Raw genomic sequence first — 14,379 nt, 5'->3', positions numbered from 1 at the left:
GGTCAGGCGACGTCGTAGCGGTCCAGGTTCATCACCTTGTCCCACGCCGCGACGAAGTCGTTCGCGAACTTCTCCATCGCATCGTTGCTCGCATAGACCTCCGCGAGCGCGCGCAGCTCGGAGTTCGAGCCGAACACGAGGTCGGCGCGGGTGCCCGTCCAGCGCACGTCGCCGGTCGCGGTGTCGCAACCCTCGAAGGTCTCGCCGTCTGCCGCTGTCTTCCACGTGGTGCCCAGGTCGAGCAGGTTCACGAAGAAGTCGTTGGTCAGCGTCCCCGGCCTTGTCGTGAGGACGCCCAACGGCGACTGCTCGGTGTTGGCACCCAGCACCCGCAGGCCCCCCACGAGCACGGTCATCTCGGGGGCGCTCAGGGTGAGCAGGTTCGCACGGTCGATCAGCAGGTACTCGGCCGGCAGCCGGTGGCCCTTGCCCAGGTAGTTGCGGAAGCCGTCCGCGGTCGGTTCGAGCGGGGCGAAGGCCTCGATGTCCGTCTGCTCCTGCGAGGCGTCCGTGCGGCCCGCGGTGAAAGGGACCTGGACGTCGTGGCCGGCGTCCTTCGCGGCTTGCTCGACACCGGCGCAGCCAGCGAGCACGATCACGTCGGCGAGCGAGATCCGCTTCCCGCCGGTCTGGGCCCCGTTGAAGGACTCCTGCAGAACTTCCAGGGTGCGCAGCACCGACGGCAACCCGTTGGGGTCGTTGACCTCCCACCCACTCTGCGGCTGCAGGCGGATCCGGGCACCGTTGGCGCCGCCCCGCTTGTCGCTGCCGCGGAACGACGAGGCCGACGCCCACGCGGTCGAGACGAGCTGGGACACCGACAGTCCCGAGGCGAGGACCTGGCTCTTGAGGGCAGCGATGTCCGCGGCGTCGACGAGCTCGTGGGAGACGGCGGGGACCGGGTCCTGCCACAGCAGCGTCTCCGTCGGGACCAGCGGCCCGAGGTAGCGCTGGATTGGTCCCATGTCGCGGTGGGTCAGCTTGAACCAGGCCCGGGCGAAGGCGTCCGCGAACTCGGCCGGGTTGGCCATGAAGCGGCGGGAGATCGGCTCGTAGATCGGGTCGACCCGCAGCGCGATGTCGGTGGTTGCCATGAAGGGGGCGACCCGCCGCGAGGAGTCGTGCGCCTCGGGCACCACATCTGCGCCGGCGCCGTCCTTGGGCGCCCACTGATGAGCGCCGGCGGGGCTCTTCACCAGCTCCCACTCGTAACCAAACAGGGTCTCGAAATAGCTGTTGTCCCAGGTGACCGGGGTGGGCGTCCACGCACCCTCGAGCCCGCTGGTGATCGTGTCCGCGCCCTTGCCGGTGCCGTAGCCGTTGCGCCAGCCGAGGCCCAGCTCCTCAAGCGGTGCGCCCTCGGGCTCGGGGCCCACGTGCTCATTCGGGTCGGCCGCGCCGTGGGTCTTGCCGAAGGTGTGCCCGCCCGCGCAGAGCGCGACCGTCTCCTCGTCGTTCATCGCCATCCGGGCGAACGTCTCGCGGATGTCGCGGGCCGAGGCCATCGGATCCGGGTTGCCGTTCGGACCCTCGGGGTTGACGTAGATGAGACCCATCTGGACCGCGGCCAGGGGGTTCTCGAGCTGGCGGTCGCCGGTGTAGCGCTCGTCGCCGAGCCACGTGTCCTCGGAGCCCCAGTAGACGTCCTCGTCGGGCTCCCAGACGTCGGCCCGACCGCCGGCGAAGCCAAAGGTCCTGAAGCCCATCGTCTCCAGTGCCCGGTTGCCGGTGAAGACGATCAGGTCCGCCCACGAGAGCTTGCGACCGTACTTCTGCTTGACCGGCCACAGCAACCGGCGGGCCTTGTCAAGGTTGGCGTTGTCCGGCCAGCTGTTGATGGGCGCGAAACGCTGCATGCCGGCCCCGGCGCCGCCGCGACCGTCCGCGATGCGGTACGTGCCCGCGCTGTGCCACGCCATCCGGATGAAGAACGGGCCGTAGTGGCCGTAGTCGGCCGGCCACCAGTCCTGGGACGTCGTCATGACCGCGTCGACGTCCTCGGTCAGGGCGTCGAAGTCGAGGGTCTTGAACTCCGCCGCGTAGTCGAAGCTCTCGCCCATGGGGTTGGCGACGGCCGGGTGCTTGCGCAGGATCTTCAGGTTGAGCTGGTTCGGCCACCACTCACGGTTCCCCGCGCCCTCAGTGGGGTGATGGGGGCGTGCGACCGCGACCGGGCAGCGGGCCTCGCTCTCCTCCGAGTTCATGTCTCCGACGACTGCGTCGTGGTTCTCAGGCACGGTAATCCTTCCGGGGCGTGGTGGATCGGATGGTGATGACGGGACGATCAGGAACGTTGGGCGATGGGACAGTCGGGGCACAGGCCCCAGAACGTGACCTCGGCCTCGTCGATCGAGAAGCCGTGGTCGTGCGGTGCGGTCAGGCAGGGCGCCGCGTCGACCGCGCAGTCCACGTCCGCGACGACACCGCACGATCGGCACACGACGTGGTGGTGGTTGTCCCCGACGCGTCCCTCGAACCGGGCCGGACTGCCGGCCGGTTCGATGCGACGCACCAGACCCGCCGCGGTCAGCGCGTGGAGGGCCTCGTACACGGCTTGGAGGGAGATGTGGCCCACGCGATCGCGCACCCCGGAGGCGATCGCCTCGACGCCGAGGTGGTCACCGGCCCGCACGGTCGCGAGCAACGCGACGCGGGCGGCCGTCACCCGCAGGCCGGCACCGCGCAGCTCCTCGGCAGCGGTCGGAGTAGGGGATGCGGGCACAACGTCGAACCTACCCGTACAAACACGAATGATTCAAGACAACAAAGCGGACAAGTCACGTCCCGGCGTCGTTTTCAGACTCCGACGAGCAAGAAACCTCGGCTACATCGAAGTGCCCGGCGTCGTTCCTGCTCAGGGACGCTGCGGCTACCCTTGCCTTGGTCGGGCTCGCGACCCAGGAAGCAGCCGATGCGGACACGAGCGCGGCGATCGCCGGCTGAACCCCGGCTGTGTCGCCACAAGATACGGCCATTGGTTGGTGCTCGACGCGTGCAGCGTGCCTGATCGTCATCGGCAGCGCAACCGGAATCGAAGCGCTGGTCTGGCTCACCGACGTCGGCGGGCTCTCCCGACAGGAAGCCGGCGAGCTGATGCGTTGGTCAGCGTTGGGCCTGCTACGCACGGCACTGGTGACCGGGGTTCCGACGTCCGAACCGCTCCCGTGAGTCGCGGTCCTGCAACACCGACCTCAAACCAGGCACCCGCTACGCAGATGTGACCTGGCCGTCCTCCACGCGGCAAGATCGGACGTCCTTGTTCCGGCAAGGGTGTGGTGACCGACGGACATCAGCCGCCACAGGCTGCGAGGCTAAGAGTTTCGTGTCTCATTCAGTCGACGTGACGAAAGCCGGCCTTCTCGGCGGCGTCAGCGTCGGTGAACCACAGATGGGGGTCAGCATTCCCGTAACGTGGTTGGTCAGGCGTGACGAAGGTCTTGGTGTCCTCCCACGCCGTGACGAGATGGCCGAGCGGGATGACGCCGTTGACGATGATCGCTGCCGATCCGACGCCGTACCCACCATCACGCACCTCCTCCAGCGCTGAGGTATGCCGCCCTCCCGCGGCGGCATCACCGTTGTGGTCGTCTGGCTGCTCGTGACCGAGTCCCGGCTCGCTGGGTGTTGCCCCTTCGACGAGGTTGCCGTCAGCGTCCCAGACCTGCGGGCCTCCCGCCTCATCGGCGGTCCAGTCACCCTCCTGGCGGGACTCTTCACCGGCCGAGATGTCATGGTTCGCTGGGTCGTGTTCTCGGGCAAACTCGTCGGCGGACGTGCGCCGCTCATCCGCATCGTCACGGTCCCGCGGGTCCGCGACGCCCCCCGGCTCCCCCTGCGGGTGCTCCGAATCGCCGAACGCTTCCGAAGCCATGGCTCGACCGTTGTCCGTCTCGACCGTCGGCTCGGCGCGGGGCTCCTCTTCGCTCGACGCCCCACTCCGCTCCCGGCCCCCGTCGTCGGTGCGCGTCCGATCCGCGTTGTCTTCCCGCTTAGCTGGCTGATCGCTCACGATGACTCCTTGCTCGCCGCGGGCCGGCGCTTCCTGTCACCCAAGGTATCGGGGAGTTTGCCCCATGCCAAGCAACCTGAAGCTCCGCTGCTCTCCGCAACCTCCAATCCCGAACGTCGCCGGGGTGACCACACAGCGGTATGCCGTCACGTCGGCGACAACGTGCGCTCGCACTCCGCCGCACTGGCGGGTGTCACCCGACGTGCGGCCGTCGATGCACTCACGCAGCGGGTCGGCGTGGCCCGCGTCGCCGGCATAGTCCTCGACAAGGTGGACGACGATGTCGCGCGCCTCGGCCTCCTGGCCGTTGACGTCGACCGGTACGTCGAGGTCCAGGTCGGCGTAGGCAGCCCGGGCATGTGCGACCTCACCGCGCCAGGTGTCCCACGCTTCGGCGACGACCCCGCCGTCGGCCACGACGTGGTTGAAGTCCAGGTCCGAGTCCTCCTCGGTGCGGTGGAGCCGGACTAGCGAGCGGCGAGCTGCTCGGCGGTGAGTCCCTTGCACTTGAGCTCGAAGGTCATCCGGTAGCGGTCGACGTACTCCGCAAGCACGGCCTTCTCACCCCCTTCCGGGCGCGGGCGCCTCTCGCGGGCCAGCCTCGCAAGCCGCAGCGGGGGTGGCGGTGGCCCATGGGTGCCCGGTCGAAGCGCGGTGACGACCTGGTGCAGTGCGAGGTCAGGGTGATCCGGTCCCATGATCGATGTGTGGTGCTCGGCGGCGCTGACGCCGAAGTGCCAGGAGAACGGCCACGGCGGCGCGGGTACCGCGACCGCGTGCCGGTCCACCCCGCTGATCGCGAGACCGGCGCCGGCGATCTGCCCGCATGGCCAGAGCGCCAGTAGGGCGTGCTGTCGGTGTCGGGCGCCGTGACGCCGCCGGTGCTGAGCCCTGCAGGCGGCTCCACGCGGCTGCGGCTGATCATCGAAACTGGTCGGTGGGAACGCGAACGCCGTCTGCGCCGGGGGGAGTGCCTTTCCACGGGCTCAGCTGGCTCCCCGCTGCCCTTGGGGTTCGATGGGCAGGGCGCCAGGCGTGGGCCACCATGACGGCCTGTCCTGGGGGCACCGGGCAGCACTTCCCATTGCTCGGCGCGCACCGACTCCGGGTCCGACTGACGTGCCGGGCCCGGCGCTCAGAGGAAGTCGCCGGGGTTGAACTCGTCGATGGGGATGATCCGCACCCGCGGCAACCGGGTGTTGAAGGCGCGGACGTCGTACTCGAGGTCGAAGAACTCCAGCCCGTCGTCCTCGAGCGCGAGGAACCCGCTGTTGCGGAACTCCTTGAAGCCGATCAGGCCCACCCGTCGTCCGTCGCAGAGGTCACCGAGCTGGGGGAGGAAGTCGCCGTCGTGGCTGACGAGCATGACGTCGCTCTCGCGCCGCTGCAGCTCGACGATGGTGCGCTGGATGGCGATGTCGACGACCTTCTCGCCGGCGCGGCCGGAGAGCGGGATGGGTCGGTAGCCGATGGCGAGGAGGGCCTGGACGAACCCCATCGGCAGCTCGCCGTTGGCCGCGAGGAAGAACAGTCCCTTGGCCGGCTGGCTCCACTGGTCCTGGGCGAACTGCAGCAGGCGTTCCCACCGGGGCCGCTCGTCGGGTTGGGGCCGCCTGGACAGGATCGAGGTGCCGAGGGTGGCGTCGATGTTCTCGCCGTCGACCAACACGTAGGTCGTGCGCTGCCCGTCCTCGCTCATGGTGGCGACCCTACGGGGTCCTGGTCGCCCTGGTGGGCTCATCGCCCGTCGCGCGCGCCGGGACGCCACGGGGGCAGGTCAGCCCCGCTCGAGGAGAGCCTGCTCGCGCCGCACGAGAGCCTCGACCCGGCCCGCGACGAGAGCCTCGATGACGCCCCCGAGCAGCGGGACGGGCACCGACAGCTCGAGGTGGACGTCGACGAGGCTCCCGTCCGGAGGGCGTGTGGTGAGCGATCCGTGGCCGGCCACCGACGCATCCACCCGCTCCAGGTCGATGTCGATGGTGATGTCGGCCCGGGCCGCGTCCGGGGGGTTCAACGTCCAACGCTCGTGCCGGCGGAGCGTCGGCGCCGCGCGGAGCCTCCCCCGCACCGGCCCCGGCAGCCAGTCCATTGGCAGGGTGCTGCGTGTCCGGACGTCAACCACCGTGTCGTCACAGGTGAGTTCGACCAGCGCGGAGCTCATCTCCGGGGCGAGTCGGAGGCAGGCCCGCCAGTGCTCCTCGGTGGCCAGGACCGCAAACGCCTGCCCCACGGTCAGGGTCAGCTCGCGGCACACATCCACCTGTCCGGCCACCGTCCGCACCCTCCTCCACCCCGCGGATGGACCTCCGGGACGACGAGTTGTCGAGGCCCCCGCGAGGACTGTATCGCCACGGGATAGCGTCAATCCATGCACGGCGCCGTCGCGGCGCCGGGTGAGGGAAGGTCCACATGAGCAACCAGGCAGACGTCGTCATCTCCCGCCCCCTCGCCGAGCCCTCGGCCACCCTCGACAAGGTCCGCGAACTGCTGGGCGAGGTGGCCGAGGACATCGCTCGCGGCTGGCACGAGCGCAGCCCGGAGCCCACGGACGTGCTGGCCCGCGACCTCCCGGAGATGCTGCGTGCGGGACTGATCCCGAGCGCCGGCAAGCAGCTGCGCCCCGTGATGTGCCACTGGGGCTGGGTCAGCGGTCACGGCACTGAGGGTGGACGCGGTCACGCGGACCTCGTGTGCACGGCGGCCGCGTTGGAGCTGCTGCACCTGTTTGCCCTCGTCCACGACGACGTGATGGATCGCTCCGACTCACGCCGGGGCCAGCTCAGCACCCACGTCGAGGCCGCCCGGGACCACGCGGCAGTCGAGGCGCTCGGCGACCCGGAGCTCTTCGGTGACAGCGTGGCCGTCCTCCTCGGGGACCTCGCGCTCAGCGAGTCGGCGCACCTCATCGGCTCCACCTGCACCGCGGTGCGCGAGGAGTGGCGCCTGATGTTGCGCGAGCTCGTCCAGGGTCAGCTGCTCGACCTGACCGGCACGGCCGCGCGGCGCCGGGACCTCGAGCTGTCCCGGCGGGTGGCGCGGCTGAAGTCGGGCGCCTACACCGTCCAGCGGCCACTGTTGCTCGGGGCCGCGGCGGCCGGGGCGTCACCGGCGGTCGCTGCCGCCCTGTCGTCCTACGGCGGGCACCTCGGCGAGGCCTTTGCCCTGCGGGACGACAACCTCGGCATCTGGGGTGACACCGGCGCCACGGGCAAGCCGGTGGGTGACGACCTGGTGTCCGGCAAGGCCACCGTCGTGCTCGCCCTCGGGCAGCAGCGGCTCCCGGCCCCGCTCGCCCGCCGCCTCCTCGCCGGGGAGCGTCCCGTCTCACCGGACGAGGTCTGCGAGCTGCAGCAGGCCCTCGTCGACTGCGGGGTCCGCGACGAGGTGGAAGCCATGATCACCCGGCAGAGCCGGCTCGCCCTGGGTGCGCTCGAGTGCACCGACCTGCACCCCGACGGCGCGGCGGGCCTCGTCGCCATGGTCCAGCTCGTCGCGTGGAGGAACACATGAGCACCGTCGCGGTCATCGGAGCCGGCATCGCGGGGCTGTCCGCTGCCTGCCACCTCGTCGGTCGCGGCCACGAGGTGGTCCTGCTCGAACGCCACGACGCACCGGGGGGGCGGGGGCTGCGGGTGAGGCAGGACGGGTTCACCTTCGACACCGGCCCCACGGTGATGACCATGCCCGATCTCGTCGACGACGCGCTCCGGGCTGCCGGGAGCAGTCTGCGGGAGCTGCTGCCGATGAGACGTCTCGACCCGGCATACCGGGCGCGCTTTGCCGACGGCAGCGAGATCATGGTGCGCCACGGCGTCGAGGCCATGCGCGAGGAGATCGCCCGCACCTGCGGGAGCGTCGACGCGGCGGCCTTCGAGGACTTCGTCATCTGGCTGCGGGGGCTCTACCGCCTCGAGATGCCGCACTTCATCGACGCCAACTTCGACAGCCCCCTCGACCTGCTCTCGTCACCCCTGGCCGCGGCGCGGCTCGTGCGGATGGGCGGCTTCCGCAGGCTCGGACCGTCGATCCGCAGCTGGTTCAAGGACGAGCGGCTCCACCGCCTCTTCAGCTTCCAGGCGCTGTATGCCGGGTTGCCGCCCGAGGAGGCCCTCGCCATCTATGCGGTCATCACCTACATGGACTCCATCGAGGGCGTCTGGTTTCCCGAGGGGGGCATGGACGCGGTCCCGGCCGCGCTCGCGACCGCGGCGTCCAAGGCCGGGGCCGACCTGCGGTTCGGGGCCACGGTCGACCGACTGCTGCTCGATCGCGAGGGCCGCATCGCCGGCGTCGCGCTGCAGGACGGCGAGAAGATCCGGGCGGACGCCGTCGTGTGCACCCTCGACCTCCCTGTGGCCTACGACCACCTCCTGCCGCAGCTCAAGCCGCCGCGGGTGGTCCGGCGCGGCACCTACTCGCCGTCGGCCGTCGTATGGCACGTCGGCGCGAAGGGAGCGCCCGCCGAGGGCACCAGCCACCACAACATCCACTTCGGTCAGGACTGGAACGGGGCGTTCGACGCGCTGATGAAGGAAGGGACCTTCATGCCGGACCCGTCACGGCTGGTCTCCGTGCCCACCCTCTCCGACCCGTCGCTGGCTCCTGACGGGGACTCGACGCTCTACGTCCTCGAGCCCGTCCCCAACCTCTCGGGCCGGATCGACTGGTCCCGCGAGCGCGAGCCGATGCGTGAGCGGCTGCTGGCCTTCCTCGAGACCAACGGCTATCCCACCGACATCGTCAGCGAGCGGCTCGTCACCCCGATCGAGTGGCGCGACATGGGGATGCGCGAGGGTACGCCCTTTGCGCTGGCCCACACGTTCCTGCAGACCGGGCCGTTCCGACCGAGCAACCGCGAGCGGCGGGTGCCGGGCCTGATGTTCGCCGGCTCCGGGACCGTCCCCGGTGTGGGCGTGCCGATGGTGCTGATCAGCGGCAAGCTCGCCGCCGACCGGGTCGACGCCTACCTGCCGCGCGGCGGCCGGGGGCCCGTGAGGCGGACGCGATGACCGGGTCCGTCGAGCCTCCGTCCGTCCCCGGCACCCCGCCAGCGAGCACCCTTCTGCGAGAAGGATACCGGCAGTGCGCACTGCTGACCAGGCGATATGGCACGACGTACTTCTGGGGCGCGGCCCTGCTCCCCGCTCCCCAACGACGCCACGTTCACGCGGTGTATGCCCTCTGCCGGCTCGCGGACGACATCGTCGACGCCGACGGGGCGACCTCCCCGGCCGCCGCGGCGGGGACCACGCGTCGGCTCGACGACTTCGCGGCCGCCTTCCGGGCGGCTCGGGCGGGCGAGCCCACCACCGACCCGGTCATGACCGCCGTGGCCCACACGGTCCGCGCCTGCGGGATCGAGGACGAGCGGTTCGACCGGTTCTTCGGGGCGATGGCACAGGACCTCACGGCGACCCGTTACGAGACGTGGGAGGACCTGCTCGGTTACATGGACGGCTCGGCCGCGGTCATCGGCGAGATGATGCTGCCGGTGCTGCGCCCGACCTCGCCCGCGGCGCTCGGGCCGGCCCGCGCGCTCGGGCTGGCCTTCCAGCTGACCAACTTCCTGCGCGACGTCGGCGAGGACCTCGACCGCGGCCGGGTCTACGTCCCCCAGGAGGACCTGCGCCGCTTCGGCGCCGACCCCGCGGCCCGCATCGCCAGTCCGCAGTGGAAAGCGCTGATGCGCTTCGAGATCGAGCGCAACCGCGGGCTCTACGCCGAGGCGAGCCACGGCATACCGCTGCTGCCGGCGGCCTCGGCCCGCTGCGTGGGCGCGGCACAGGCGCTCTACTCACGGATCCTGGAGCGCATCGAGGACAATGACTACGACGTCTTCTCCGCCCGGGTCAGAGTCCCCACGTGGCGCAAGGCGGCCCTCAGCGCCCAGGTCATGGTCCTCGGGCCGCCCCGACGAAAGGCAGTCCTGGCATGACCCTGCGCAGCACCCCCTCCGCCGCGATCGCCGAACGCGTCCCGGTCCGCCGGGTCCCCGCCGAGCGCCGAGGCCGCCTCGACGGGACGTGGCGCCAGGCACGTCCCGCGCGGATCCGCGCGGCTGTCGAGGCGTCGCAACGCAGGGACCCGGGTGGCTGGTACGTCGTGGGGGCCAGCAGGTCCCTCGGCGCGGACCGCTCCCTCGTGCGCCCGGTCGCCGGTCGGGAGGTCACGCTGTGGCGCGACCAGGACGGGGGGCTGCTGGCCGGGCCCGGGTCGTGCCCCCACCTCGGCGCCCTGCTCGACGACTGCGAGGTCAGGGGCGGCAGGATCTCCTGCCGCTGGCACGGCCTGTCGCTCGGGGCCGGCGGGCAGCCGGGATGGTCGCCGTACCCCGCGCTCGACGACGGGGTCCTGATGTGGGTGCGGCTGCCGGCGGAGGGTGAGGTGCCCGCGGACCAGCCGACCATGACAGCCCGCCCACCGCTGGGCACGTCGATCGACGCGGTGATCGCGGTACGCGGGATCTGCGAGCCCGTCGACATCGTCGCCAACCGTCTCGACCCCTGGCACGGGACGTGGTACCACCCCTACGCCTTCAGTCACCTCACGGTCGACGACGGCGCCAGCGACGAGGGCACGCTCGTCGTGGACGTGACCTTCCGGCTCTCGCGCACGTGGGGAGTGCCGGTGCGGGCCGAGTTCGCCTGCCCCGATGCGCGCACCATCGTCATGACGATCGTCGACGGCGAGGGCTCGGGGAGCGTCGTGGAGACGCACGCGACGCCCATCGGGCTCGACGGGCTCGGGCGTCCGGTGACCGTGATGACCGAGGCCACCATCGCGCACTCGGATCGGACGGGCTTCGCGGTCGCGCGGCGTGTGGCACGCCTGGTTCGACCCCGGATGGCCGCCACTGCGGCCCAGCTCTGGGTGGACGACCTGGCATATGCCGAGCGGCGCTGGCTGCTGCGCTCGCGCGGGGACTCCTACGGCGGCTGACGCCCCGACCCGTGCTCAGCGGGCGGTCGGCATCCGCGAGCGGACGGTGCGCACGCCCGGGACGCGGCCGGTGAGCGGCACGGTCCACAGGTCGTGTCCGGGCAGCTCCCACCGCTCCAGGAGGCTGTTCGCGGCGAGCCAGCCGGTCGTCGCGGCCCGCTCCATGAGGGCGACGGGGTAGTCGCACCGGATGCCGTCCCCGGCCAGCACGACGCGCGGATCCGGCGTGCCAACTCCCGGGCGCCGGGCCCAGGGGTCGAGTCCCGCCAGGGGGCAGTCGTCCCGGACCAGCCACTCCTCGTGGCGCACCTGCGCGTCGTCGAGCTCGGGGTGCAGGCGGTGCAGCTGCCGGCGCAGCTCGGCCCGCAGGTCCTCGTCCACCGTGCCCGGCGGCAGGGCGTAGGCGTGCAGCTCGACGACACAGCCGCGGTGCTCGTGCGCCCAGTCGGCCGCGCCCCGCTCGAACTGGTCGACGAACGAGACGTTGTCGAGCGGGCCGTAGCCACTCGTGCCGAGGAAGGGCGGCGACCCGTCGAGCGGCGGCCGGTCCAGCCACAGCCGCCAGACCGCGAAAGGCGGAGCGGAGGTGAGACCGGCGACGCCCTCCCGCCAGCCGGCGTCGCCCAGCCACGCGGCTCCCGCGACGAGGTGCTGCAGGGTGGCGCGGTCGGGCGCGAGGACGACGGCGTCGGCGGTCAGCCGGTCGGGCGCGTCCGGCCCGCTGACGACGACGCGGATCTGGCCGGGCGTCCCGTCGCTGCCCACCTCGGACTCGAGCGCCTCGACCGTCGTCCCCGTGAGAACGCGCACCCCGCGTCGCTGCAGGTAGGCCGCCAGCGGGCCCCAGAGTGCGGTGTCGTAGTCGTTGTCGGGCACGTCGAAGAGCAGTCCCTCGGCGGAGCCGACGAAGTAGGCGTGGAACATCGCGACGAGCTCGCCACCGGAGAACTCGCGCGGGTCGGCGAAGAAGCTGCGGGCGAAGACCTCGAGGGCGAGGTGGCGCGCCTGCTCGGGGAAGCGCAGGCCGTCGAGGACCTGGGCGGCACTGACACCGTCGTAGTCGGTGAACGTCTGCGGGAAGTCGACGTCGAACAGGCCGAGCGCGGCCCGGACGTCGACCCGCCGCAGTGCACTGAGCGGAAAGCTCGGGCTCTGGGCCACGAACGCCGCGACGCTGAGCGGAGGCGTGGTCGGGATCCTGGCGAAGGAGTCACGGGGTCCGTCCGCCAGCTGCAGCGGGTAGTCCGCCAGGGCCCGCAGGTGCTCGAGAGCCGGGTCCGCCCGCCGCAGCAGGGAGCGCAGGTTGTAGTACTGCCGGAAGAAGGCGTGGAACCCCCGGCTCATCTGCGTGGCGCTCCCGTCGGGCAGCGAGACCGGCCACGCCCGGACCCGCCCGCCGAGGGTGTCCTCGCGCTCGACCAGGGTGACCGGCACGCCCCGCTCGAGGAGTCCGGCCGCCGCCGCGAGACCGGCCACGCCGGCACCGACGACCACGACGCCGTCATGGCTGCGCGGAGGCAGCCGGGTCCCCGCAGGCAGCGGCCCCCCGGCCACCGGGCTCGGGTGGCGCACCGCCCGCGGGTCGCGCCCCGGCTGCCAGGTCACCGTGGCCGGCGGGCGTGGAAGGTGTGGATGATGCCGCGCTGCCAGCCGCGCACCGACCGGGTGCGCACGTCCTCGAACCCGGCCCGCACCAGCCGGTCCATCAGCTCGGCGGTCGAGTCCATGTCCATGACACTGCGCCACAGGTAGGAGTAGAGCCGCGTGCGGCGGGAGGTGACCCAGCCGAGCGGGACGACGACCCCACGGCATACGGCGGTCCAGATCGCCGCCGCGCGGGGGTTGCCGGCGACGGAGTACTCGTGCAGGACCACCACGCCACCGGGCCGCAGCAGCCCGTGGAGGGTGGCGAGCAGCTCGTCGCGCGCGCTCACGTTGCGCACGAGGTATGCCGCGAAGACGCCGTCCAGTCCCGCATCACCGCCGACGACGGCCTGGTCCGCGAGCTCTTCCGCGCGGGCGTGGACGAAGCTGACCTGCGGAGGCCAGCGCTTGGACCGGGCCTCCCGCAGCATCCCTGCGCTGGCGTCGACCCCGATCAGCTCGGAGGCGGCGCCCGCCGTCTCGAGCGCCGTGACGAGCGCCCGTGTCGAGGCGCCCGAGCCGCAGCCGAGGTCGAGCAGGCGCAACGGGCGGCCGGGCACGACCGAGTCGGCCAGCGAGGTGACGAGCACCGTCGCGGAGGAGCGAAGGTGGGCGTGGTAGCCGGGGTTCATCGCGACCATCAGGTCGTAGCGGTCCGCGACCTCGTCGAACGCCTCGGGCAGCTCTGCGCGGGGCACTGCCTGGGTGGGGGTCAACGTCGGGCCTCTCTCTGGCATCCGGTGGCGGGCGTGCTGGAGGAGGTGGGCGTCGTCTCCAGACCCCCATCTTGGACGATGCGCCCGCGACCCGGCCCACCACCCCGTCCCTGGTGGCCGGAGTCACTCAGGTGGTGGCAGGACGACCCCGAACCCGGCGACAGCCAGGCGCAGCAGCACCTGACCGGGCGCCAGCAGGTCGGCGATGCGAGCGGCACTGAGCAGCTCAATCTCGCCCAGCCTCACGGCATACGCCTCCGGCCCGAGGAGCCGGGCGTAGTTGAGGTGCGCGTTGATGCCGAGCAGGACGTGGCGCAGTGGCGGCAACGACGGCGGGGAATCGAACGCCAGACACCACGGGCGAGGCACCCGACCACGTCCAGGCCGTCGCCGATCGCCGCCCCAACGGCCCGGGTGGTCCGCCGGTAGGTGGCGAGGAACTGGTGCTGGGACGGGGTTCCCGGCGGCAGTGCGTCGAGCCGGTCCTGCAGGGCGGCGAGGACGTCGGTGATCGGGCCCTGCGTCATTCCACCGGTCGGGGTGGACACGGATCCCCCGATCGCGGCACTGCTACGCGATGACGGCGTCGACGACCTTCTTGAGGGCGCTGGGCTGCGCCGGGGAGCGCGGCGCCGTCCTCTTCGCCTCGAGGAGCAGCTGCCCGAGTTCCTGCAGCTTCTTGCGGCCGAGTCCCTCGCGGACCTTGGGAAACCAGTCCTGCTCCTCCTCGTCCATGTGGTGGGTGACGTTCTCGATGAGCACCGTAGTCTTGGCCTCGAACCGCTCGTCGCCCGGCTTGAGGACGGCGAGCTCCATCACCAGGATGTCTGCGACGTGGTGCTCCTCATAGGACTCGAGCACGTCCGCCTCGAGCTCGGGCAGGAGGGAACGCACCTGCGGGTACATCACCTCATTCTCGATGTAGGTGTGCACGGTCAGCAGCTCGATGACCTTGGCGACGATGCTCCCCTTGCGCGCCTGTGTCGTCTTCGGGGACTGGAACTCGGTGAAGAGCTTGCGCACCTCCTTGTGGTCGCTGCGCAGCAGGACGATGGCGTCGGTGGACGT

Annotated in this window: 15 protein-coding genes; 4 read left to right on the top strand and 11 right to left on the bottom strand. The window is 71.5% G+C overall.

Annotated elements, in window-relative coordinates:
* Positions 1–2: 2 nt before the first annotated feature.
* The 7 genes from katG to ACLL9L_RS08015 all read right to left on the bottom strand — a co-directional run bounded on the left by katG (position 3) and on the right by ACLL9L_RS08015 (position 6,284).
* Positions 3–2,204: a catalase/peroxidase HPI gene (gene katG, locus ACLL9L_RS08045; RefSeq protein WP_411284143.1), complete on the bottom strand. Its 2,202-nt coding sequence runs from the start codon at positions 2,202–2,204 to the stop codon at positions 3–5.
* A gap of 80 nt (positions 2,205–2,284) precedes the next feature.
* Complete coding sequence (locus ACLL9L_RS08040) at positions 2,285–2,722, bottom strand: Fur family transcriptional regulator (RefSeq protein ID WP_411284125.1); 438 nt, start codon at positions 2,720–2,722, stop codon at positions 2,285–2,287.
* Between the two features lie 609 nt (positions 2,723–3,331).
* Complete coding sequence (locus ACLL9L_RS08035; RefSeq protein ID WP_411284124.1) at positions 3,332–3,871, bottom strand: hypothetical protein; 540 nt, start codon at positions 3,869–3,871, stop codon at positions 3,332–3,334.
* Positions 3,872–4,045: 174 nt separating this feature from the next.
* Complete coding sequence (locus tag ACLL9L_RS08030) at positions 4,046–4,516, bottom strand: DUF664 domain-containing protein (protein WP_411284123.1); 471 nt, start codon at positions 4,514–4,516, stop codon at positions 4,046–4,048.
* Positions 4,477–4,797 (bottom strand): hypothetical protein, encoded by a 321-nt coding sequence (locus tag ACLL9L_RS08025; RefSeq protein ID WP_411284122.1) that lies wholly within the window; start codon positions 4,795–4,797, stop codon positions 4,477–4,479. Before ACLL9L_RS08025 ends, ACLL9L_RS08030 begins: the two co-directional genes overlap by 40 nt.
* 347 nt (positions 4,798–5,144) lie before the next feature.
* Entirely contained in the window at positions 5,145–5,708 is a 564-nt protein-coding gene (locus ACLL9L_RS08020; RefSeq protein ID WP_411284121.1) for an NYN domain-containing protein, read from the bottom strand.
* A 78-nt stretch (positions 5,709–5,786) separates the two neighbouring features.
* Complete coding sequence (locus ACLL9L_RS08015; protein WP_411284120.1) at positions 5,787–6,284, bottom strand: DUF2505 domain-containing protein; 498 nt, start codon at positions 6,282–6,284, stop codon at positions 5,787–5,789.
* A gap of 137 nt (positions 6,285–6,421) precedes the next feature.
* Here ACLL9L_RS08015 and ACLL9L_RS08010 point away from each other — a divergent pair, with 137 nt between their 5' ends.
* Genes ACLL9L_RS08010 through ACLL9L_RS07995 form a run of 4 tightly spaced genes read left to right on the top strand, consistent with a single transcriptional unit; the run spans position 6,422 to position 10,951 of the window.
* On the top strand, positions 6,422–7,522 hold the full coding sequence (locus tag ACLL9L_RS08010; protein WP_411284119.1) for a polyprenyl synthetase family protein: 1,101 nt from the start codon (positions 6,422–6,424) through the stop codon (positions 7,520–7,522).
* Entirely contained in the window at positions 7,519–9,021 is a 1,503-nt protein-coding gene (gene crtI, locus ACLL9L_RS08005) for a phytoene desaturase family protein (RefSeq protein WP_411284118.1), read from the top strand. The genes ACLL9L_RS08010 and crtI overlap by 4 nt, the downstream gene beginning before the upstream one ends.
* Complete coding sequence (locus ACLL9L_RS08000) at positions 9,018–9,947, top strand: phytoene/squalene synthase family protein (protein ID WP_411284117.1); 930 nt, start codon at positions 9,018–9,020, stop codon at positions 9,945–9,947. Before crtI ends, ACLL9L_RS08000 begins: the two co-directional genes overlap by 4 nt.
* Positions 9,944–10,951: a DUF5914 domain-containing protein gene (locus ACLL9L_RS07995; RefSeq protein ID WP_411284116.1), complete on the top strand. Its 1,008-nt coding sequence runs from the start codon at positions 9,944–9,946 to the stop codon at positions 10,949–10,951. The genes ACLL9L_RS08000 and ACLL9L_RS07995 overlap by 4 nt, the downstream gene beginning before the upstream one ends.
* Before the next feature lie 15 nt (positions 10,952–10,966).
* Here the strand turns inward: ACLL9L_RS07995 and ACLL9L_RS07990 are convergent, their stop codons facing one another.
* From ACLL9L_RS07990 to ACLL9L_RS07975, 4 genes are all read right to left on the bottom strand, one after another.
* Positions 10,967–12,556, bottom strand: coding sequence for an FAD-dependent oxidoreductase (locus ACLL9L_RS07990; RefSeq protein WP_411284115.1), 1,590 nt, complete (start codon positions 12,554–12,556; stop codon positions 10,967–10,969).
* The gene (locus ACLL9L_RS07985; protein ID WP_411284114.1) at positions 12,553–13,311 is read right to left on the bottom strand and encodes a class I SAM-dependent methyltransferase; all 759 of its coding nucleotides are present in this window, start codon (positions 13,309–13,311) and stop codon (positions 12,553–12,555) included. The genes ACLL9L_RS07990 and ACLL9L_RS07985 overlap by 4 nt, the downstream gene beginning before the upstream one ends.
* A gap of 123 nt (positions 13,312–13,434) precedes the next feature.
* The gene (locus ACLL9L_RS07980) at positions 13,435–13,680 is read right to left on the bottom strand and encodes a hypothetical protein (RefSeq protein WP_411284113.1); all 246 of its coding nucleotides are present in this window, start codon (positions 13,678–13,680) and stop codon (positions 13,435–13,437) included.
* A gap of 201 nt (positions 13,681–13,881) precedes the next feature.
* On the bottom strand, positions 13,882–14,379 hold a 498-nt coding region (locus ACLL9L_RS07975), incomplete at its 5' end, for a hemerythrin domain-containing protein (protein ID WP_411284112.1).

The organism is Lapillicoccus sp. (assembly GCF_046595215.1).
Taxonomy (GTDB): domain Bacteria; phylum Actinomycetota; class Actinomycetes; order Actinomycetales; family Dermatophilaceae; genus Lapillicoccus.
This window is presented reverse-complemented; position numbering and strand designations above follow the sequence as displayed.